The sequence below is a fragment of the Streptomyces sp. NPDC021019 genome (assembly GCF_044333295.1).
In the GTDB taxonomy this organism is placed as follows: domain Bacteria; phylum Actinomycetota; class Actinomycetes; order Streptomycetales; family Streptomycetaceae; genus Streptomyces.
On sequence record NZ_JBIRQR010000015.1, the window covers coordinates 1 to 22,995 of the forward strand.

The 22,995-nt window shown below is 72.9% G+C and carries 11 protein-coding genes; 6 read left to right on the forward strand and 5 right to left on the reverse strand.

The features are described 5' to 3' along the window. From ACH4RG_RS36385 to ACH4RG_RS36400, 4 genes are all read right to left on the reverse strand, one after another. The coding region (locus tag ACH4RG_RS36385) for a type I polyketide synthase (protein ID WP_398540925.1) at positions 1-1,756 on the reverse strand (1,756 nt) is incomplete at its 3' end. A gap of 88 nt (positions 1,757-1,844) precedes the next feature. Continuing rightward, entirely contained in the window at positions 1,845-3,743 is a 1,899-nt protein-coding gene (locus tag ACH4RG_RS36390; protein ID WP_397926081.1) for an anthranilate synthase family protein, read from the reverse strand. Continuing rightward, complete coding sequence (locus tag ACH4RG_RS36395; protein WP_397926083.1) at positions 3,740-4,426, reverse strand: isochorismatase family protein; 687 nt, start codon at positions 4,424-4,426, stop codon at positions 3,740-3,742. Before ACH4RG_RS36395 ends, ACH4RG_RS36390 begins: the two co-directional genes overlap by 4 nt. A gap of 28 nt (positions 4,427-4,454) precedes the next feature. After that, positions 4,455-5,600, reverse strand: coding sequence for a 3-deoxy-7-phosphoheptulonate synthase (locus tag ACH4RG_RS36400; RefSeq protein WP_397926085.1), 1,146 nt, complete (start codon positions 5,598-5,600; stop codon positions 4,455-4,457). A 455-nt stretch (positions 5,601-6,055) separates the two neighbouring features. On the opposite strand from ACH4RG_RS36400, the gene ACH4RG_RS36405 reads away from it, so the two are divergent. The 5 genes from ACH4RG_RS36405 (at position 6,056) to ACH4RG_RS36425 (ending at position 14,580) form a co-directional block, all read left to right on the forward strand. Next, complete coding sequence (locus ACH4RG_RS36405; protein WP_397926087.1) at positions 6,056-7,195, forward strand: acyl-CoA dehydrogenase family protein; 1,140 nt, start codon at positions 6,056-6,058, stop codon at positions 7,193-7,195. Continuing rightward, positions 7,192-8,670 carry an amino acid adenylation domain-containing protein gene (locus tag ACH4RG_RS36410; RefSeq protein ID WP_398540926.1) on the forward strand — a complete coding sequence of 493 codons (1,479 nt, stop codon included), beginning with the start codon at positions 7,192-7,194 and terminating at the stop codon, positions 8,668-8,670. The genes ACH4RG_RS36405 and ACH4RG_RS36410 overlap by 4 nt, the downstream gene beginning before the upstream one ends. A gap of 29 nt (positions 8,671-8,699) precedes the next feature. After that, positions 8,700-8,981: a phosphopantetheine-binding protein gene (locus ACH4RG_RS36415; RefSeq protein WP_397926091.1), complete on the forward strand. Its 282-nt coding sequence runs from the start codon at positions 8,700-8,702 to the stop codon at positions 8,979-8,981. A 57-nt stretch (positions 8,982-9,038) separates the two neighbouring features. After that, complete coding sequence (locus ACH4RG_RS36420; protein ID WP_397926093.1) at positions 9,039-9,584, forward strand: DUF1579 family protein; 546 nt, start codon at positions 9,039-9,041, stop codon at positions 9,582-9,584. Between the two features lie 112 nt (positions 9,585-9,696). After that, positions 9,697-14,580: a beta-ketoacyl synthase N-terminal-like domain-containing protein gene (locus ACH4RG_RS36425; RefSeq protein ID WP_398540927.1), complete on the forward strand. Its 4,884-nt coding sequence runs from the start codon at positions 9,697-9,699 to the stop codon at positions 14,578-14,580. A gap of 68 nt (positions 14,581-14,648) precedes the next feature. Here ACH4RG_RS36425 and ACH4RG_RS36430 read toward each other — a convergent pair whose 3' ends face one another. Then, entirely contained in the window at positions 14,649-15,419 is a 771-nt protein-coding gene (locus ACH4RG_RS36430) for a 2,3-dihydro-2,3-dihydroxybenzoate dehydrogenase (protein ID WP_397926097.1), read from the reverse strand. Positions 15,420-15,718: 299 nt separating this feature from the next. On the opposite strand from ACH4RG_RS36430, the gene ACH4RG_RS36435 reads away from it, so the two are divergent. After that, positions 15,719-22,995 (forward strand): type I polyketide synthase (locus ACH4RG_RS36435; RefSeq protein ID WP_398540928.1); only part of this gene is annotated, 7,277 nt, incomplete at its 3' end.

Sequence of the window (22,995 nt, forward strand, 5' to 3'; positions counted from 1 at the left end):
CCATCCCCGCCCGCTGCGCACCCTGCCCGGAGAACAGCAGCGCCGTCCGCGAACGCCCGGCCACCGACCCGCTCACCACACCAGCCACACCGGCCACACCGGTCTCCCCGGCCGTCCCGGTGAACGATTCCAGTGTGTCCAGCAGGCCCTCACGGTCCTCGGCGAACGCCACCAGACGCTGCCGCAGTACCGGACGTCCCAGCAGCGCCCGCCCCACCACCGCCGGGTCCGCCTTCGTCTCCCGCACGAACGAGGCCAGCGCACCGGCCTGCGAGACCAGACCACCCGCACTGCCACCACTGACCACCCACGGAATACCCGCACCCCACACCACCGGCCCCGGCCGCACAGGTTCTCCTGCCACCGGTTCCGCGGGCGGTGCCTCTTCCACGATCACATGCGCGTTCGTCCCGCTCACCCCGAACGAGGACACACCCGCCCGCCGTACCCGCTCGCCCCGCGGCCACCGCACCGCGTCCGTCAGCAGCTCCACCGCACCCGCGTCCCAGTCCACAAAAGACGAAGGAGCACTGATATTGATCGAGCGGGGCATCTCCTCATGCCGCAACGCCATCAGCATCTTGATGACACCCGCCACACCCGCGGCGGACTGGGTGTGCCCGATGTTCGACTTCACCGAACCGACCAGCACAGGGCGCTCCGCCTCACGGCCCTGACCGTAGGCCGAGATGAGCGCCTGCGCCTCGATCGGGTCACCCAGCTTGGTACCCGTGCCGTGCGCCTCCACCACGTCCACGTCCGACGCGGACACCCCCGCGTTCGCCAGCGCCGCCCGGATCACCCGCTCCTGCGACGGCCCATTGGGCGCCGTGAGACCACTGCTCGCACCGTCCTGGTTCACTGCCGACCCGCGCACCACGCCCAGGATCCGGTGACCGTTGCGCCGCGCGTCCGACAGCCGCTCCAACGCCAGCATGCCGATGCCCTCACCCCAGGCCGTCCCGTCGGCGTCCGCCGAGAAGGGCTTGCACCGCCCGTCCGGCGCCAGACCGCGCTGACGCGAGAACTCGATGAAGGGCGTCGGACTCGCCAGGACGGCCACGCCGCCGGCCAGGGCGAGCGTGCACTCTCCCTGCCGCAGCGCCTGCACCGCGAGGTGCAACGCCACCAGCGACGACGAACAGGCCGTGTCCACCGACACCGCCGGACCCTCGAAACCGAAGGAGTACGAAACCCGGCCCGACAGCACACTCGCCAGATTGCCCGCCATGGTGAAGCCGGCGATCTGCTCGGGGACGTTGTCCATGTCGGGTATGTAGGCCGAGGTCGACGCCCCGACGTAGACGCCGGTCTGGCTGCCCTTGAGCGCCTGCGGGTCCAGGCCGGCCCGCTCCAGCACCTCCCAGGACACCTCCAGCAGCAACCGCTGCTGCGGATCCATCGCCAGCGCCTCACGCGGCGAGATCCCGAAGAACTCCGCGTCGAACCCCGCCACATCGTCCATGAACCCACCACGCCGGACGTACGACGTACCGGTGTGCTCCGGGTCGGGGTGGAAGACGTCCTCCGGCCAGCCACGGTCACCGGGGACGTCGGTGATGGCGTCGGTCCCTGCCGCCACCAGGTCCCACAACTCCTCCGGCGACCGCACCCCACCCGGCATACGGCACGCCATCCCGACCACCGCGACCGGTTCCAGCCTGCTGGACTCCACCTCGTGCAGACGCCGACGCGTCTTGTGCAGGTCCGCAGTCACACGCCGAAGGTATTCAACGGTCTTCTGCTCGTCCGCCATGGAGATCAGTCCAGCCTTTCGAAGATCCTGAGAGTCGGTGCCCTGTCGATGCTGTGCCGCGTCGAAGCGGCTGGGAGGATGCGCGCGCCTACATCGCCAGCACCCGCTTCGCGAGCGTTCCGAGGATCCGCACCCCGTCCTGGGTGAGCACCGACTCGGCGTGGAACTGGATGGAGCCGAAGTGCGGCCCCCGCAGCGCGTACACCTCGTGGGTGCGGGCGTCCCGGGCGATCTCGACGATGCCGACACCGGGGCAGTCGGCCTTGTCCTCCTGGCTCACCGCGGCGAAGCTGTTGTAGAAGCCGACGCGCTCGGTGCGGCCGAACAGGTCGATCTCCTTCTGGATCCCCTGGTTGAGCACGGCACAGGGAGCCAGCGGCAGACCGAGTTCACGGCTGAGTACCTGGTGGCTGAGGCAGACGGCCAGGAAGGGACGCCGCTCGGCGAGCAGGGCGCGGACCGCCGAGCGCAGGTGTGTGATCTTGGGGCTCTCGTCGTCCCGGGGGTCCCCGGGGCCGGGGCCCATGACGACGAGGTCGAAGCCGTCGAAGTCGTACGCCTCGTCGAAGCGGCGTACGGTGACGTCCAATCCGACGGACCTGAGCTGCTGGTTGATCATCTCGGTGAAGGTGTCCTCGGCGTCGACGACGAGCACGCGCCGCCCGTCGAGCTGCGGGTCCGGGCGGTCGTAGGCCCGGTTGTCCGCCTGCCAGAAGGCGGCGATGGTCCCGCTCCGGTCGGCCAGGGCCTCGGCGATCTCGGGATGGTCGGCGAATCGCGGGGACGCGTCCGTCATCAGGGCCGACAGGAGCCCGGACGCCTTGGCCCAGGTCTCGGCGACTTCGGCGGCCGGGTCGGAGTGGCGTACCAGAGTCGCGCCCGTGCCGATGCTGACCCGGCCGCCGGAGTCGATGTCCGCGGTGCGGATGAGGATGGCGGAGTCCAGGGAGGGGCCGCCCCGGTGGTCGCGGCCGATGAGCGCCGCCACGCCGCTGTAGTAGCCGCGGCCCTGCGGTTCGTGGCGGCGGATCACACGGCAGGCGCTCTCCAGCGGGCTGCCGGTGACGGTCGGGGCGAACATGGTCTCGTGGAGGATCTCCGCCGCGTCCCGGTCGCAGCGGCCCTCGATGAAGTACTCGGTGTGGGCCAGCTGCGCCATCTCCCGCAGATGGGGGCCGGAGACGCGGCCGCCGGCCTCGCAGACGCGGGCCATCATCTTGAGTTCCTCGTCGAGCACCATGTGGAGCTCGTCGGTCTCCTTGCGGTCGGCGATGAACTGTTTGATCCCGTCGAGGGTGGGGCCGGTCGGCGGATAGCGGTAGGTTCCGCTGATGGGGTTCATCACCGCGACGCCGTCGTCGAGGGTGATGTGGCGCTCCGGTGTGGCGCCGACGAAGGTGCGTGATCCGGTGTGCACCACGAACGTCCAGTAGGCCCCCGACTCGCGCTGGAGCATGCGGCGGAAGAGGACCAGGCCGGTGCGCGGGTCGAAGTCGGTGATGTCGGCGACGAACGAGCGGCGGATGACGAAGTTGGCGCCCTCTCCCTCACCGATCTCGGTGGTGATGATCCGGTGGACGATCTCGGCGTATGTGGCGTCGTCGGTGTCGAATTGGCCGCCGGTGACCTGGATCGGGGTGTTCTCGACACGGTCGAGGAAGCCTGCGACGGGCAGGATCGCCTGGTCGGTGACGCTCATCGCGACGAGCGGCGCGCCGTCGTCGACGCACTCGAAGCCGCGCTCGGCGATCTGCCGGTAGGGGATCAGAACGAGCAGGTCGGCCGTGGCACCGGTGGTGGACGGCCCGGTGGGCAGAGGGAGTTCGGCCAGGGTGGTGTGCGTGGACACCTCGCCGACCAGCAGGTCGATGCCGTCGTGGCCGGACGTGTCCGGGCGGTGCAGCAGCGCGAAGGCCCGCTGTTCGCCCGCGAGCACCCGGTCGAGCAGCTCGTCGGCGGTGCGCGCGGGGGAGGTCGGCGTCGTCACCGTGCGCTCCTCCGGCTGCCGGGCCGGTCCCCGTGGCCGACGAGTTCGCCACCGAGTTCGGCCAGGAGATCGTCCGTGGCGCGGACCATGGCACAGCGTTCGGCCGCGTACGACAGGCCCTGCTGGTGGTGTTCGGCCGAGAAGTCCGCGACGGCGTCACCCGCCAGGAAGGGCTGGATGTCGTACGCGTACGCCTCAAGGGCCGTCACCAGCACACCGACGTGCGCGTAGACGCCACACAGGATCAGCTGGTCGCGGCCCTCGGCGCGCAGGCGTTCGAGCAGGTCGGAACGGAAGAACGCGCTGTAGCGCCACTTGACGAGGTGCCAGTCGTCGTCGCCGGGGGAAAGGCGTTCGTCGATCCGGCGGTCGTCGGGGTGCACGGTCATGCCAGGCCCCCAGAAGTCCTTGAGCAGGCCGCGCTGTTCCTCGGTCATGCCGCCGGGCTGCGCGGTGAAGGCCACGGGGATGTCCAGCTCGGCGCAGCGCCGGCGCAGGCGTGCCGTGTTGGTGATCAGCGTGTCTCGGCAGCCGCCGTCGGGAAAGGCCCGCAGGAAGTAGCGCTGCATGTCGTGGACGAGCAGCACGGCTCGGGCGGGGTCGACCGTCCACTGCACCGTGTTCGCGGGCAGTTGGTCCCGGGTCGGCATGGGGTAAGCGGTAATCGGGGGTATCCCTGGCATCGTCTTCCTCGGCTGATGGGGCGGGGGGTTACGCGGTCCAGGAGGCGGCGATGGACACGGCTTGGACGGGGTTGAGCCGCGGGTCGCACAGGGTCGTGTACTTGTCCGCGACCTGGTCCTGACAGCCGCTGCCGGCGACGCACTCGGTGACGGCGTCGGGGGTGACCTCCAGGTGCAGTCCGCCGGCCACGCCGTTCGACGACCGGACGGCGCACTGGAAGTGCTCGGCCTCCCTCAGCACGGCATCGAGGTAGCGGGTCTTGAGGCCGCCGGAGGTGGTGACGGTGTTGCCGTGCATCGGGTCGCAGAGCCAGATCACGGGGTGTCCGGCCGCGTGCACCGCCTTGACCAGCGGGGGCAGGTGGCTGGAAACGGCGGGGCCCATCCGGGAGATGAGGGTGAGCCTGCCCGGTTCGCGGTCGGGGTCGAGGAGGGCGCAGAGCTGCAGCAGGTCGGCCTCGGACATGCCGGGGCCGACTTTGCAGGCGACCGGGTTGGCGACCGCGGCGAGAAGCGCGACATGCGCCCCGTCCGGTTGCCGGGTCCGCTCGCCCACCCAGGGCCAGTGGGTCGAGGCCAGGTGCAGCCGTCCCTCGGCGTCGTGGCGGAGCAGCGGCTCCTCGTAGTCGAGGACCAGCGCCTCGTGGCTGGTCCAGATGCGGGGGGCACTGTGCCAGGGGTGGTCGGTGCCGTTCCAGCCGAGGTGCTCGATCGTCTCGGCGGCCGACCGGTAGCACGCGAGCATGCGCCGCGGGTCGGGCCGGCGCAGCTCGGTGTCGGGTTCCGGGCCGTTGACCATGTGCCCCCGGTAGACGGGCAGTTCGCGGCCACCGACAGTCTCGGTGGGGCGGGAGCGAGGTTTGGCGTACTGGCCGGCGATGCGGCCGACGCGCAGGACGGGCCGGTGGGTGTTCATCTGCATGGTGCCGGCGAGCACGTCGATCAGTCCGCTCTTGCGGGCGACGTAGTCGGCGGTGGATTCGGCGGGGTCCTCGGCGCAGTCGCCGGCCTGGATGACGTGGGCGTTTCCGGCAGCCACGTCGGCCAGCAGGGAGCGCAGGACTGCGGTGTCCTCGGCGGTCACCAGGCCCGGGTGGGCGGTGAGATGCCGACGGACCTCGGCGAGGTCGGCGTGATCTCCCCAGTCGGGTTGGTGCCTTGCCTTATTCCCCACGGACTGCTTTTCCCCGGGAAAGGAAGAGGAGTCGGTCAGCCGCTGCATGTCAGTTGTCTCCTTGCGCAGCTCGAACCTGGCGGACAGCGCGGAAATCCGTTGGATTCAGCCCTTGTGTTACCGAGGCGAGGACGGACCGAGCGCGGCCCCATGGTGTGTCCGTCTCGGCCTGCGGGGAAACCCCTAAGATGCGCGGACGGGCGGAGCGGCCGGTCACCGGCTCGATGCGAACACCCCCCTACTGGGGAGCGGTTCGGCCGGGGGCCGGGTGCCAGGGCAGGGATAGGGGCCAATAAGGGGTGACGCCCGAAAACGCCGCGCTTAATCTGCTCAGGCGTGACGGCGCTCATTCGGAGGAGCGGCCCGCAGAATTCTCGAATACCCGATTGGCGCTTTTCCGGCCGCCCACCCGGGCACCGGTGAATGCGACTCCTGACGATGAGGTTCCCTCGCCCATGGATTTCGGACTCTCTCCCGAGCAGCGCCGACGCTGCGACGAAATTTTCGAGGAAGTGAGCGCGCGCTGGGGCCATGCGTCCGTGAGCGCGGATGACCCCGACACCACGCGTGCGGCGTTCCGGGAGGCCGGCCGGCTGGGCCTGACCGGGTTGTGTCTGCCGCGAGAGGTGGGTGGCGGCGGTCTGGGTGCGCTGGACACCGCGCTGTGCCTGGAGGCTTTCGGCCGGGGCTGCACGGACACCGGTCTGGCGTTCGCGGTGGCGGCGCATCTGCTGGCCTGCGCCGTGCCGGTGCGGGACTCGGGGTCGGAGAAGGCCCGCGGCGAACTCCTGGCGGGGCTGGCCTCCGGTGAACTCATCGCCGCCAACGCGATGACCGAGGACGAAGCCGGCTCGGACGTCAGCGGGATGCGGGCGGTCGGACGGCGCTCGGGTTCCGGGTACGTCCTCGACGGCGAGAAGTCGTGGGCCAGCAACGCGCCGGTCGCCGACGTGGTGGTCACCTACGCGGTGACCGATCCGGACGCGGGGTACCTGGGGGTGTCGGGCTTCGCCCTGCCGAGCGGTCTGCCGGGGGTGGTGCTGGGGCCGCCACTGCGCAAGGCGGGCCTGACGGGCTGCCTGGCGGGACGGGTGAGCTTCGAGGGGTGCCTGGTGCCCGAGGAGTATCTGCTGGGCGAGGAGGGACAGGGGTCGGCCGTCTTCCAGCACTCCATGGGCTGGGAGCGCGCCTGTCTGTTCGCCATCTACCTCGGCATGATGGAACGCCAACTACGGCAGGTCGTCGCACACGCTGCGGAGCGGAAGCAGTTCGGACGCCACATCGGCCAGTTCCAGGGCGTCTCCCACAAGATCACCGAGATGCGACGGCGGCTGGAGAGTGCCCAGCTCCTGCTCTACCGCGCCTGCTGGCTGATGGACGAGGGCCGCGACCACGTGGCCGCGGTGGCCCTGTCGAAGGTGGCGGTCTCCGAGGCGGCCGTGGCGAACTCCATCGACGCCGCGCAGATCCTCGGCAGCCGCGGATATCTGGCCGGCGGCGCCGTGGACCAGCTGTGCGACGCGGTGCCCAGCACACTGTTCTCCGGGACCACGGAGATCCAGCGAGAACTCATCGCGAAGGACTTGGGCCTGTGACACTCCATCGACTGGTCATCGACGCGGCGAAGGAGCACGGCGACCGTACAGCCGTCGTGACGGCTGAGCGCGAGCTGACCTACCGGGAGCTCGACGCCCGCGCCGACCGACTGGCCCGCGGGCTGCGCGCGCTCGGCGTAGGCCGCGGCGACCGTGTGGTGATCTGGGCGGAGAAGTCGGCCGCCGTGATCACGGCGATGCAGGCGGTGCTGCGTCTCGGCGCCGCCTATGTGACTGCCGACGGCTCGGCGCCGGAGCACCGGGTGGCCTTGCTGGCTCGCGACTGCGCGGCCCGGGTGGTGCTGACCACCGAGGAGCGCACCGGACCGTTGGCGGAGGCGCTCGACGGCTCGGCCGCCGTGGCGGAACTGGGGGCAGTGGAGCGGGACGGGTCGGACGAACCGGCGGACGCCCGGATCAACGAGCCGGCCGGCCTCGACGAACTCGCGTACATCCTCTACACCTCCGGGTCGACCGGCGCGCCGAAGGGCGTGTGCATCAGCCACCGCAACGCCCTGGCCTTCGTCGAGTGGGCGGTGAAGGAGCTGTCGCCCGGTCCCGAGGACCGGTTCTCCAACCATGCTCCGCTCAACTTCGACCTGTCGGTGCTCGATCTGTACGCGGCCTTCTCCGCGGGCGCGTCCGTCCATCTGATCGCCGCTGAACTCGCCTATGCGCCGGAGCAGTTGGTCGATTTCCTGTACGGCCAAGGGATCACCGTCTGGTACTCCGTACCGTCCGCGCTGACCTTGATGATGCGGGACGGCGGGCTGCTGGACCGGCGACCGCCCCCCGGGCTGCGCGCGGTGCTCTTCGCCGGGGAGCCGTTCCCGCTGCCCCGGGTGCGCGCCCTGGCCGCGTGGACGCAGGCACGGCTGCTCAACCTGTACGGCCCCACCGAGACGAACGTCTGCACCTTCCACGAGGTCCGGCCCGAGGACCTGGAGCGCGACCGGCCGGTCCCGATCGGCACCGCCTGCTCGGGCGACCGGGTCTGGGCGCAGCGCGGCGACGGTGCCGTCTGCGGGCCTGGCGAGGAGGGCGAACTGGTCGCGGACGGCCCGACGGTCATGCTGGGCTACTGGGGCCTGGCCGCGCATCAGGGGCCGTACGGCACCGGCGACGTGGTGCGGGTCCTGGAGGACGGCCTCTTCGACTATGTGGGCCGACGCGATCACATGGTGAAGGTGCGGGGCCACCGCATCGAACTGGGTGACGTCGAGGCGGCGCTGACCGCGCACCCCTCGGTGGCCGAGGCCGTCGCCCTCGTGGTGGGCGCCGGGATCGAGGCCAGGCTGGTGGTGTTCGTGGTGCCCGAGAAGAGCCATGTCATCGGCGTACTGGAGCTGCGCAGGCACTGCGCGCAGCTCCTGCCGCGCTACATGGTCGCCGACGAGTTCCGCACCGCCTCCGAACTGCCACGCACCCGCAACGGCAAGGCCGACCGCGCCGCGCTCGCGGCCGGACTGCAGTGACCTTGCACCCGCATCGGAAGGAACGACAGATGACCGACCACGCGACCGGGCCCGACGAGGTCACCCGGACGATCACCGCATTCATCCGGGAGCGGTTCCTGGACGGCGATCCGAAGGGCGAGCTGGAGGAGGACACCCCGTTGCTCGCCTGGGGGGTGCTCAACTCCCTGAACACCTTGCTGCTCCTCAACCACATCCATGACGAACTCGGCGTCAGGATCCCGCCGTCACGCATCGGCGCGCGGGATCTGAAGAGTGTCCGCACCATCGCCTCGCTGGTGCGCGAACTCTCCGCCCGGCGTGGTGCCTGAACGCCCGGCCCGCCCGCCCCGCCCCACCGATCCGGCACACAGAGAAGAGAGCCCGCGATGACGGAGAACACCCAGACCACCGAGGACCAGAAGGTCGCCGACTACCTGGACAACCACCGGCCGACCGCTCGGCCCGTGAAGAAGGACACCGGCGTAGCACCGCGGATGAAGGAACTGGACTTCCTGCTCGGGCGGATGACCGTCTCCTTCGACACCGGCGTGAAGATGGAGGCCCTGACCCAGCCCATCATGGGCGGGCACTACTACCAGATGGACCTCAAGTCGACGTACGCCGACGGCTCACCGAAGCTCGAGGGCAAGTGGATCATCGGCTGGAGCGAGGTCGACCAGCACTTCGAGTCGTACTACGTCGACACCCTGGGCACGCTCGGTGTCTCGACGTCGACCGGCTGGGAGGACGGGCACCTGGAGTTCATCGGCGAGCATGTGCTGGGCGAGGTGGGCGTGCGCACCCGCTCCAAGGACTCCTACATCCCCGTGGACGAGCGCCACTTCAAGCTGGAGGCGTTCGTCGAGGTCGACGGCGAGTGGAAGCTGTACGACATCCAGGACTGCCAGCTGACGCCCCTTTCGGAGCTGTGAGCCGGTCCGTAGCGCATACCCCATGACGATCCCCTCGGCCGTCGGCCGGTACCGCGGTCCTGAGCCGCGGAACCGGCCGAGGGCCGTCTTGTTCTGAGGAGCCGAGCGCCCGATGGCGGACGAAGAGAAGCTTCAGAAGTACCTGCGGAGGGCCACCGCCGAGCTGCGGCAGACGCGTGGACGGCTGGCGGCCGAGGAGGCGAGAAACCGCGAGCCGGTGGCGATCATCGGGATCGGCTGCCGGTTCCCCGGTGGGGTGCGCTCGCCGGAGGACCTGTGGCGCCTGGTCGACGGCGGCGAGGACGTGATCACCGGCCTTCCGGAGAACCGCGGCTGGAACCTGGCGGGTGCCAGGCCGGACCTGAGGGGGGGCTTCCTCGACGACGCCGACTTGTTCGACGCCGAGTTCTTCGGCATGGACCCGGCCGAGGCCCGCGCCACGGACCCGCAGCAGCGGCTGCTGCTGGAGACCTCGTGGGAGGCGTTCGAGCGCGCCGGGATCGACCCGATGTCGGCCAGGGAGAGCCGCACGGCGGTGTACGCGGGAGTGCAGTTCGGCGGCTATCCGCTGCTGCTGCGCGAGCCCCCCGGCCCGGACATCCAGGGCTACCTCGGCTTCGGCAACTCGGTGGGCGCCGGTTCGGGCCGTGTCGCCTATCTGATGGGACTGCTGGGCGCGGCGGTCACCGTGGACACCCAGTGCACGTCCTCGCTGGTGGCGGTCCATCTGGCCTGCAAGGCGCTGCGGAACAACGAGTGCACCCTGGCCCTGGCCGGCGGGGCCGCGGTCATGTCGCTGCCGGGCACGCTGATGGAGTTCAGCAGGACCGCGAAGCTCTCCTCGGACGGCCGTTCCCGGTCGTTCGCGGCCGCCGCGGACGGGGTGAGCCTGTCCGAGGGCGCCGGGATGCTCCTGCTGGAACGGCTGTCGGACGCGCGCCGCAACGGTCATCCGGTGCTCGCCGTCATCCGCGGCTCGGCGATCAACCAGGACGGCGCCACCAACGGGATGTCCGCCCCCCGCGGCCAGGCCCAGGAGCGGGTCATCCGTCAGGCGCTGGCCGACGCCCGGCTGCCCGCCGGCAGCGTCGACGTGGTCGAGGGCCATGGCGTGGGCGCGGCCCTCGGCGACGGCGTCGAGGCCAGTTCCGTCGTCACGGTCTACGGTGGCGAGCACGAGCCCGAGCAGCCCGTGCTGCTCGGCTCGGTCAAGTCCAACATCGGTCACACCCAGACGGTCGGCGCGATCGCCGGCATCACCAAGCTGGTGATGGCACTGCGGCACGAGCGGGTCCCGGCGACTCTGCACGTGGACTCCCCCACGCCCCATACCGACTGGTCGGCGGGCACGGTCGAACTGGCCACCGAGGCCCGTCCCTGGCCGGCCGGTGAACGGGTGCGCCGGGCCGCCGTGTCGTGCCTGACCCTCAGCGGGACCAACGCGCACCTGATCCTGGAGGAACCGCCGGCCGAGACCCCCGCCGAGCAGGCCCCTCCCGCCCTGGTGGCCTGGCCGCTGGCCGCGAGGACGCCGACGGCGCTGCGCGAGTCGGCGGCCGCCCTGCGCGCGGCGGTCGCCGAAGCCTGCCCCCGGGACACCGCCGCCGCCCTGTCCCGCGGCCGCTCCTCGTTCCGGCACCGCGCCGTCGTCGTCAGCGACGACCGCGAGGAGTTGCTGGCGGGGCTGGAGGCGCTCGCGGCCGGGCGGAGCGCGGACGCCCTGTTCTTCGGCGCCGCCGATCCGCGCGGACACACGGCGCTGCTGTTCTCCGGTGACGCACCACCGCGGCCGGGCGCCGCACGGGGACTGTACGAGGCGTTCCCGCTGTTCGCCCGGGCGCTGGACGAGGTCTGCGAGGAGCTGGACGGATCGGTACGCGCCGCGCTCCTCGACGCCGGCCGGCCGTACACCTCGCCGTCCACGGCCCGGCTCGCCGGGTTCGCCACCCAGATCGCCCTGCACCGGCTGGTGACGGCCTTCGGTGTGGCGCCGCGGCAGCTGGCCGGACTCGGTCTGGGCGAGGTCGCCGCCGCGCACGCCGCCGGGGCGCTCTCCCGCGCCGACGCCTGTGCGCTGGCAGTCGCCCTGGAGCGGGAGGCCGCCGCCGAGGACACGGCAGGCCACGCGTCGGTGTGGATCCGGGCCGGGGAGGACGAGCTGCGCCACGAGCCGGAGGTGACGGACGGCGACGCGGCCGTCGCCGCCGTGGACGAACCGGGCGCCACGGTCCTCACCGGCCCCCCGGACACCGTCGCCGGACTCGCGGCGCGCTGGCGTGCCCGGGGCCGCGACGTCCGCATGCTCGACACCGCCCGGCCCGCCCGCCCGGCCGGCCCCGAGCCGCTCGCTTCCGCGGAGCTGCGACGGACGGTCGCCGCCCTCTCCCCTGCCGAGCCCAGTGTCCCGCTGGTCTCCGGGGGCGACGGGCGGACCCTGCTGTCGGACCGTCTGCGCGACCCGGAGTTCTGGGCCGGACGCGGCCGTCGGCCGAGCCGGTTCCTGGACGCCGCCCGGCAGTTGCTCGCTCAGGGCGTGACACGGTTCGTCGACCTCGGCCCACGCGCCGAGCTCGCCCCGCTGGTGAGCCGGGCCGCCGCGGGCTCCGGCGGCCCGGGCCGCACCCTGCTCCCCCTCGGCCTTGTCACCGGGGCCGACGGCACGGGCGGCGAGGCGCGGGCGCTGCTGTCCGCCCTCGCGACCCTGTACGCCGACGGCGTGCCCGTCGACTGGGAGCCGGCTCTCGAAGGGCACGTGGCCCGGCCGGTGGATCTGCCCACCTACCCCTTCCAGCGCAGTCGGCACTGGCTGGTCCCGCCCGACAGCGCCGCTCCGCAGCCCCTGCCGCACACCTCGGCCCATCCGCTGCTCGGCGCCCCGATCGAGCTGGCCGCCGGGGGCGAGCGGTGGTTCGCCGGGCGGATCGCCGACGGTTCCCCGGCCGCGGCGGCGCTGCCCCGGGTACACGGCACTGCACTGCTCTCCGCCGGGGCCCTGGTCGACTGGGCGCTGGCGGCGGCCCGGCACGGCGACGCGCCGGGGGTCACTCCGTGCACGGTGGGCGAGATACGGATACACGGTGTGCCCCAACTCCGTTCCGCCGACGGCCCGCTGGCCCTTCAGACCGCCCGCGGGCCGGGGGACGCCGGTGAGCGGGTCCGGGGCTTCGTCCGCTCCGGCGACGGGTGGCGGCCGTCGTTCTCCGCCTCGGTGGGCGGCCCGGCCGCCGAAGGGCGCGGCGGCGCCGGGGTACAGCCCGACGAGGAGGGCGCCGAGCGGTGGCGGCGGCGGCTGTGGCGGCTGGGCTCGCAGGACGACCCGGCGGCGGGCCGGGTCACCGCGCTGCGCACAGGACCGGGCCACGCCGAAGCCGTCGTGGAACGTGACGACACCTCGGCGGCCGGCCCGTGGCAGTTGTCCCCCGTACTGCTGGAGGCGGTCCTCCGGATCGCCGCACTGGCCGCCGACCACGACGACCCGCCCCGGCTGCGCACCGTCCGATCCATCGACCGGCTCACCGTGCACGGCTCGCTGCCCGGCACCGTCCACGTGCGGGCGCACGCGGGCGATGACGGTTCGGTGACGGTGGAGGTGACCGGGGAGCGGGGCAACGCGCTGCTGGTGGCCGAGGGGCTGCGGCTGCGCACCGCCGACGAGGAGGAGCCGCACACCGCCGCCGTACCGCTGCGTTCGCACGAGCTGTGCTGGCAGCCGGTGCCGGGTCCGCTGCGCACCGCCGTCCCCGGGGCCGACGAGGGCAGTTGGCTGATCCACAGCGGCGACACCGCCGTCGCCGCGCGCTGGCGGGAACAGCTCGCGCTGGCCGGGGTGCCCGCGTTCGTGCTCGCGGCCGATGCCGAGGAAGGCCGGCTGCCGCTGGACATGGCCGCGGACGACCCGTTCGAGCAGGTCCGCAAGGAGCTGGCCGGGCGCGGCACCACCGTGGCCGGGCTGCTGCTGCACGACGACGGCACCTCCGGGCAGGGCGTCACGCTGGTCCGTGGCTTCCTGCGGTCGTGCGCGGCGGAACGGCCCTCCCTCGTGCTCTGCTCCACCACCGGCTCCGGCGCGCCGCGCCCGTACGGCGGGCTGGCCGCCGCGCTGGCGAGGACCGCCGCTTGGGAGTACTCCGAGCTGCCCTGCGTGTCGGTCGAGCTGGACACCGCCGAGGCACTGCCCGACGCCGCCGAGGTGCTGGGGCGTACCGCGCAACTCGCCGGTTCCGGGCGATTGTCGGTGCGCGGTGGGCGTTGGTACGAGGCGCGGCTGCCGGAACGCATACTCGCGCCCGGCCGGGGTTCCGGGCCGGTGGTCCAGCAGGGCGCCGCCTACCTCGTCGTCGGGGAGGGCCCGGCGGCGGCAGCGGCGGCCGATTGGCTCACCGCACGCGGCGCCGGCGCGGTCTCCCTGGCCGCCGACGACCCGGTCGAGGTCGGGGCGGTGCTGAGGAGGGACAGTCCTGCCGTACGAGGCGTCGTGCACCTGGCGGCGCCCGCGCCGGAACTGTCCCTGGCCAACTGGGACCCCGCGGAGTTCGAGCAAGCGCTGGAGCGAGCCGTGGCCGTGCCCCGGCTGCTCCACCAGCACCCGGGCGCACTCGACTTCCTCGTGCTGTGCTCACCGCTCGCCACCCTGCCCGGGCGGGCGGGCGCGGCCGTCGCGACGGCGGCCGCCGAGTACGCCGACGCGCTGGCCCGGCACCGGCGGGCGGACGGCTCCGCGACGGTCAGCGTGGCCTGCGGCCCGTGGCCCGGCGTGGACGGCGCGGACGAACTCGCGGCGTGGGGCTTGCATCCGTGCCCGGTCGACGCGGTGCTCGACGCCGCGTCGGATGCCCTGGCCGGCTCCGAGGCGCACATCGCACCGGCCCGGGCTGACTGGGACCGCTACCGTGCCGCCGCCCCGCGGGCCGTCACCTACCTCCCCCTGGAGACGTCGGCGGCGCACACCGGCACCCGGGCGGTGGGGTTCGGACAGGGCAACATGAACTCCGACTGAGCACCCCGGAGCACGCAGGTGGCCGCCCCGCGCGTCGCGGGGCGGCCACTTCGTGTGCGGACGGGGCTTCAGCTGCCGAGGGTGGCCCCGCCGTCGACGGTGAGGTTCTCCAGCGTGATATGCCCGGCCGCGTCGGAGAGCAGGAAGACCACCGCGCCCGCGATGTCCTCGGGCCGGGCGATCTTCTGCAGCGGAATACCGACCTTGTACGTCGACAGCCTTCCGTCGATGGCGTCCTGGACGCCGTCCGCGCCGGCCCAGAGGGTGCGCAGCATGGAGGTGTCCGTGGAGCCGGGGCTGACCACGTTGCAGCGCACCCCGTGCCGGCCGACCTCCAGGCCCAGACACCTGGTGAAGGCCAGCGCCGCGGCCTTGGACGCCGCGTAGGCCGCCATGTCGGTACGGGCGGTGCCGGCGGCGTTGGAGGCGATGGTGACGATCGAGCCGGAGGAGCGGGCGACCATGCCCTCCACGACCGCCTGGGACATCAGGAAGACGCCGGTCGTGTTCACCGCGAAAGTGTCGCTCCAGTCGTCGGCCGTGATCTCCTTGACGGCCGCCGGACGCAGCACACCGGCCGCGTTGACCAGATGCGCAACCGGGCCGAGCCGCCGCTCCACCTCCCGGACGACCTCACGCGCCTGCCCGGCGTCGGAGACGTCGGCCGGGAAGGGGTGGGCCGTCAGCCCGTCGGCGTCCAGCTCCTTCATCTGCACGTCCAGTGCCCCGGCCGTGATGTCCACGGCGGCGACCGTCGCGCCCTGCTCGGCGAGCGCGCGCACCACCGCCGCCCCGATCCCACCGGCGGCCCCGGTGACGACTGCGACTCTCCCCTGCATCTGCGGACTCCTCGCTGTGTGAAGGCTTCGGCGCGACTGCTGCGTGCCGAAGCCGTCGTGCGACACGCCAAACGGCTTCCTCCCAGCTTCGCCAGGGCGGGCCACGGCCGGAACCCGTAGCCACCCCTAGAAGGCATCGCGGACCGCCACCGCGTCGCCTCCGACGCTTTAGGGGGCCGTAGGGGCTGACACGCCGTGACCGCTGTTCATAGCATCGCCGAGCCGTTGCTCTGCGCCGAGGATGCCCCGCCGCCGACGGCTTTCTCCCACTTCCGGGCCTGTCCATGCGGAGGGAACTGATGAGCACCGATTCCGACCACGGAAAGCAGTCCGGCTACCCGATGGAGTCCATAGCCGTCGTGGGGCTGGGATGCCGATTCCCCGGCGGGGTCAGGAGCCTCGACGCGTTCGGCCGACTGCTGACCTCCGCGACGGACACCTTCTCGGACGTGCCGGCGGACCGATGGGGGCCGGAGCACGCCGACCGCCCCGGCGAGCCCGGGGGGATCTCCAACGGGCGGGGGGCCTTCCTCGACGACATCGACCGGTTCGACGCCCCCTACTTCGGGATCAGCCCGCCCGAGGCAAGCCTGCTCGATCCTCAGCAGCGCCTCCTGCTGGAGGTCGCGTGGGAGGCGATGGCCGACTCGGGCCGACCGCGCGAGGAGTGGCGCGGCACCCGTACCTCCGTCGTCCTCGGCCTGCTCGCCCGGGACTACGAACTGCTGCACACGCGCACCCTCGGCCTGAACGAGATCGGCCGGCACCACGTCAGTGGTCTGGAGCCCAGCTTCGCGGCCGGCCGCCTCGCGTACGCCTTCGATCTCAACGGGCCGGTCAACACGGTCAATTCGGCCTGCTCGTCCTCGCTGCTCGCGGTGCACCAGGCGTGCCAGACGCTGCGGGCCGGCGAGTGCGACACGGCCCTCGCGGGCGGTGCCAGCCTGCTGATCACCCCGGACATCAGCGTCTTCCTCAGCCAGGCGGGCGCGATCTCCCCGACCGGCCGGTGCCGCCCGTTCGACGCGGGCGCCGACGGAATCGTCCGGGGCGAGGGCGCCGGCGTCGTGGTGCTCAAGCGGCTGTCCGACGCGCTCGCCGACAGAGACCGGATCTACGCGGTCATCCGGGGCTCGGCCACCAACAACGACGGCACGAGCCTCGGCCTGACCGTCCCCAACTCCCTCGCCCAGGAAGACCTGTTGCGCACCGCGCTGCTGCGCTCCGGCCTCACGGCCACGGACGTCGACTACGTCGAGGCGCACGGCACCGGAACGGCGATCGGCGACATCATCGAAGTCGACGCGATCGGCAAGGTGTACGGCGAAGGGCGCGACACGCGCGATCCACTGCTGATCGGCTCGCACAAAGCCCTGCTGGGGCACATGGACGCCGCCGCGGGCATCGGCGGTCTGCTGAAGTCCGTGTGGACGGTCAACTCGGGAACGGTCGCCCGTCAGCCGTACGTCGAGCGACTCAACCCGCGCGTCGACTGGCGCGGCGGCGCGGTCACCGTGCCGACGGACAACACGCGGGTGGACCGGGCGGAGCGGCCGGTCCGGGCCGGGGTCAGCGCCTTCGGGCTCAGCGGCACGAACGTGCACGTCGTGCTGGAGGCACCGCCCGCGCCCGGGCCGACGCCCGCCGAGCGGCCCGGCGACCACCCCTACACGCTGCTGGCCTCGGCCTCCAGCGCCGCCGGTCTGGCCGAACAGGTGGCGCTGCTCCGGCAGTCCACTGCGGGAGCCGACGCGCCGGTCCTCGCCGACCTGGCGGCCTCGGCCGCCACCCGCGGCACGCATGACGCGTATCGCTACGCCGTGGTCGTCGAGGACCGCGCGGACCTCCCGCACGTCCTCGGCTCCCCGGACGAGCCGGTCGAGGGCGCCTTCTCCGGCCACGTCCCGGATCCCGAGAGCGCGCCCGGGCCGGTGTTCGTCTTCTCCGGTCACGAGGGCCCGTGCCCGGGCGGCGTCATGGACCTCTACGACCGTGACGAGGCGGTCCGCGAGGTCCTGGACGAGGTCGCGGAGCTGATCCGAGCCGAAACCGGCCGGTCGCTGCTCGACGACCTCCGCGCGCAGGAGCGCCCGCAGGCCCCCCGCACCGCCGAGCTCCTCGTGCCCGCCGTCTTCGCCGCCCAGGTGGCGACGGCCCGTTGGTTCCGGGCTCGCGGCGTCACCCCGGCGGCGGTCCTCGGCGTAGGCCCCGGTGAGGTCGCCGCCGCGCATGTGGCGGGCGCGCTCTCCCTGTCGGACGCCACCACCGTGATCCTGCGCCTCGCACACGCCTTGGGCGAGGCCGCCGAAGGCGGTGTCCGGTACGCGGTGTCCGGTACGCAGACCGCCGTGACCGAGGCCCTCGCGGCCACCGGTCACCAGGACCTCGTGGTGGCCGTGGACGGCCCGGACTCCCTGGTGATCGCCGGTCCTCATGAGGAGACCGAGCAGGCCGTGGCGGCGCTGCGGGCCCACGGTCTGGACTGCCGGCCCCTGGAGACCGGTGTCGCCGTGTACGGGCCGCTCGCCGCCGGTCTCGCCCCGCGTCTGGAGGCGGAGCTGGCTTTGCTCAGCCCCGAACCGGCCACCGTCCCGATGAGGTCCACCGTCGACCCCGGCGCGGACTCCCCGCGCGTCGACGCGGCCTACTGGGCACGCTCCCTGTCCGGTCCCGTACGGCTGGGGCCCGCGCTGGACCGGCTGCTCGCCGAGGAGGACCACCCCCTCGTCGAGATCGGCCCGCACCCGGTCCTGCTGCCCACGCTCACCGAAGCCCAGCGACGGCACGAGAGGCAGGCGCCCGCACTCGCGGTGTTCGACGAGGACACGCCGGTCCGGCTCAGCGCACACAGGGCGCTGGCCCGACTGCACACCGCGGGCACCCCGGTGACCTGGACGATGGTGACCGGCCGCCCGACGCGCTTCCGGACCCTGCCCGTCCCTTCGTGGGGCGGCGGCCGCTACTGGCTGCCCGGCGTGCCACGCGGCGCGCAGGGGGTCACCGACCCGGCCGGCGCACCGACCACCGCTGACGCCCGGGGGGCCATCGACCCCACCCGTACCCCGTCCACCGGCGACGGCCGTGCGGCACCCGCCCGTATTCGGCTCAGCCTGCTCGACGAGCACGGGCAGGTGACCTCCGAGATGTACGCAGAGCCCACCGAGGGGGGCGCCCCGGTCGTGACGCCGGCCCCCGTGGCTGCCCCCGTGGCGGCTCCCGCACCGACCCCCGCGGCCGCTTCCGCACCGGTCTCCGCGGTGGCTCCCGCCGACGCCGCCCGGCTCGGCGAGCTGGTCACCGGGATCGTCCGGGAGTTGCTGGGCCTCTCCGCCGACCAGCCGGTGGCCCGTCGGCGCGGACTCTTCGAGCAGGGGCTCGACTCGGCCACGGCGGTCGGACTGCGCACCCGGCTGGAGTCGCGGCTCGGCATCTCCCTGCCGACGACCGTGGTGTTCGAGCACCCGACGGTCAACGGACTCGCCGAGCTTCTCGCCGGTCTGGTCCCGCAGCCGCAGGCAACGGCAGAGGCGCTCCCGGCCCTCCGGGAGGCGCCCCCGGCACCGAGCCCGACCCCGACTTCGGTACCGGCTCCGGCCCCCAGCACGCCAGCGGTCCCCGCCGAGGACGGCATAGCCGTGATCGGCATGAGTTGCCGCCTGCCCGGCGCGTCCACGCCGCAGGAGTTCTGGGAGTTGCTGGGTGACCGCACGGCCACCGTCGGGGAGTTCCCCGCCGAACGGCTCCGGGACCCGATCTGGGCCGAACTCGATGGTCTGGCCGCCCTTCCCGGCTCGTACCTCGACGACATCGGCTCGTTCGACGCGCCGTTCTTCCGGATCTCCCCCCGCGAGGCCAAGCTGCTCGACCCTCAGCAGCGCCTCTTCCTGGAGTCCGCCTGGGAGGCGCTGGAGCACGCCGGCTGCCCGGCGGACACCCTGGAGTCGCGGCCGGTGGGCGTCTACGCCGGTCTCTCCATGGCGGACTACCAGTTCCTGGTCGCCCGTGACATGGACAGCGAGTCCCTGAACCTCTACCACGGCACCGGCACGTCCTTCGCCGCCCTGGCCGGGCGTCTGTCGTACATTCTCGGACTGCGCGGCCCCAGCATGACCGTCGACACCGCGTGCTCCTCGGCGCTGACCGCCGTACACCTGGCCTGCCAGGCACTGCGCTCCGGCGACTGCGAGATCGCCGTCGTGGGCGGTGCCAGCGCCATCGTCGCGCCGAGCCCGCTGATCGCCTCGATGGCGGCGAGCAACGCCCTTTCCGCGGACGGACAGTGCAAGGCCTTCGACGAGAGCGCCGACGGGTTCGCCTGCGGTGAGGGCGCCGTGGTCCTCGTGCTCAAGCCGCTGTCCGCAGCGGTACGTGACGGCGATGACGTCCAGGCCGTACTGCGCGCCAGCACCGTCAACCAGGACGGCGCGACCGGTGGTCTCACCGTGCCCAACCCCGTGGCCCAGGTGGAGGTCGTCCGCAAGGCCGTGGAGCGGGCCGGCTGGGCGCCCCACGAGGTGGACTACGTGGAGACCCACGGCACCGGCACCCCGCTGGGCGATCCGATCGAGGTCCGTTCCCTCGCCGAGTCGCTCGGGTCCGGCCGTGCCCCCGAGAACCCGCTGCTCATCGGCTCGGCCAAGGCCAACGTCGGCCATCTGGGCGCCGCGGCAGGCGCGGTGGGCCTGCTCAAGGTGATCCTCTCCCTGCGGCACGGCTCGCTGCCCCCGCACCTGGTGGCGGAGCCGTCGAGCCGTATCGACTGGGACCGGCTCCCCGTCGCCCTGGTGCGCGAACCGCGCCCCTGGCCGGAGCACGACCGGCCGGCCCGCGCCGGGGTGAGCGCCTTCGGGTTCAGCGGCAGCAACGCCCACGTCCTGGTCGAGCAGTACCCGGCCGCCGTACGGCCGGCCACGGCGCGGAGTGCCGAACCGCGCGAGCGCGTCCTGCTCGTCAGCGCCGCCACGCCGTCCGCGCTGCGGACCGTGGCCCTGCGCATGGCCGAGAGGCTGGACACCGCCCCGGAGCGCCTGGACGACCTGATCCACACGGCCACCCATCGAAGGGCCTGGCTGGAGCACCGCCTGGCGGTGGTGGGCTCCGACGCCCAGTCGCTCGCAGCCGCGCTCGAGGAGACCGCCTTCGGCGAGCCGGGGCCCGCCACCCGGTCCGGTCAGGCCGAGCGGGGCGCGCAGGCAACAGTGGCGCTGCGGTACGGCACCGAACCCCCCGCCCGCGCCACGCTGGAGCGCTGGGCCGCCACCTCCCCGGCGTACGTCCTGGCCCTGGGCGAGTACGTCCGGCTCCTCGGCACACTCACCGAGGCCTCCGTCGACCCGTACGACGACACACCGGGGCCCCTGCGGGCCGGCCTGACGTTCTGCCATCAGGCGGCCGCCACCGAGGCCTTGCGGTCGTTCGGCATCACGGTGGACGAGGCGTTCGGTGAGGGCGCGGGTGCCGTCGCCGCGGCCTGGGCCTCCGGCCGGCTGACCTCGGCCGACGCCCTGCGCCGGTGTCTGGGCGACGTACCGGCCGCGGGGCTGCCGGAGACCTCCGACTCCTGGTGCGACCTCACCGTGGACGTCCTGGAGGAGAACAGCACGCCCGCGCTGCTGGCGGCCGAGGTCTTCGTCGCCGGTCACCGGCCGGTCGTGCCGAACGAGCCGGCCGGCCCGCCCGTCGACCTGCCGGGCTACCCGTGGGAGCACCAGCACTACTGGTACCGGGACTTCCCCGCCCCGCAGGCCACCGTCTGGCCGCTGTCCGCCGACTCGCGGGAGGGGCTCGCTGCTCGGGCCGCCGAGTTGGCGTCATTCATCAGCGAGTCGCAAGCGGACGCTCCGGCGGTGGGACAGTCGCTGGCGGCTTGTCCGGCGCTGCGGCATCGCGTAGCGGTGCTCGGCGTGGACCGCGCGGACCTGCTGGCCGGTCTCGACGGGATCGCGGCGTCGGGACCCGGTGCCCCCGGTGCGGTATCGGGGACGACCGCCGCCGGTGGTGCGCGGGTGGCACTGGTCTTCCCCGGCCAGGGCTGGCAGTGGCTGGGGATGGGACGGGAACTGCTGGACGTCGCACCGGTGTTCGCGGAGGCGGTCGCCGAGATCTCGGCCATCGTCGAGAAACGGGCGGGCTGGTCCCTGCTGGATGTGCTCACCGGCGCGCCGGGGGCGATGGACGTCGCCCGGGTGGATGTGGTCCAGCCGCTGATGTTCTCGGTCATGGTCGGTCTCGCCCGCCTGTGGGAGTCGGTGGGTGTCGTGCCGCATGCGGTGGTCGGTCACTCCCAGGGCGAGATCGCGGCGGCGTGCGTGGCCGGGATCCTGTCGCTGGAGGACGCCGTACGGATCGTGGTGACCCGGTCCGCGGCGATCGTGGAGATCGCCGGTGGGGGCACGATGCTGTCGGTCGCCGCCTCGGTGAGCGTGACCGAGGAGGCACTCAAGCCGTGGCAGGACCGGCTGTGGGTCGCGGCCGTCAACGGTCCGTCGTCGACCGTGGTGGCCGGTGACATCGAGGCGGCCCTGGAGTTCACCGCCGCCGGTGAGGAACGGGAGCTGCGGGTGCGGCGGATCCCGGTGGACTACGCCTCGCACTCCCCGCACGTGGAGGCTGTACGCGAACGCATCCTGGCCGGGCTCGCACAGGTGGTTCCGGCCGCGGGCCGGGTCCCGATGTACTCCACGGTGACCGGCGAGGTCGTCGACGGCACAGGAATGGATTCCGGGTACTGGTACCGGAATCTGCGGGAGCCGGTACGGTTCGCGGACGCCACGCGGGCCCTGCTCGACGCCGGGATCGACGTGTTCGTCGAGGCCAGCGCCCATCCGGTGCTGACCCTGGGGATCGCCGAGAGCGCGGAGGAGTACGGCGCGGACGGGGTGACCGTGACCGGCACCCTGCGCCGTGACGACGGCGGCCCGGCACGCCTCCAGACCAGTGCGGCGCACATCTGGGCCGTGGGCGTCGACCTCGACTGGCGCTCACTCCTGCCCACCGGCGACGCCCCCGTGCAGCTGCCCTCCGACGAGGGCGCGAAGAGCGCTACCGCCGGCACGGTCGACCCGGAACAGGACCGCTTCTGGCGCATCGTCGAGCGCGAGGACTCCGAAGAGCTCGCCGAGCTGCTGGGTCTCGCCGGTACGGCCGAACACGCCCTGGTGGGCGACGCGTTGCCCGTTCTCTCGCAGTGGTGGCGGGGGCGCCGCGAGCGCGCAGCGGTGAGCGACTGGCGGTACGGGATCACCTGGAAGCCCCTGGCCGTCTCGGCCGTGCCCGAACTGTCGGGTACGTGGCTGGTGCTGGCGCCCGCCCGCCACGCCCACGAGGAACAGGTGTCCTCCTGCCTCCGGGCGATCGACGACCACGGAGGCAGGGCGGTACTCGTCACCGTGGCCGACGACGCGGCCGGTCTCACCGAAGCCTTGATGGACCAGGCCGACGATTCCCTGGCCGGCATCGTGTCCCTCCTCGCCCTCGACGAAACCCCCCACCCCGACCACCCCGCCGTCCCCACCGGACTCGCCACCACCATCCACCTCATCCAGACCCTCGACACCCTCGACCTCAACACCCCCCT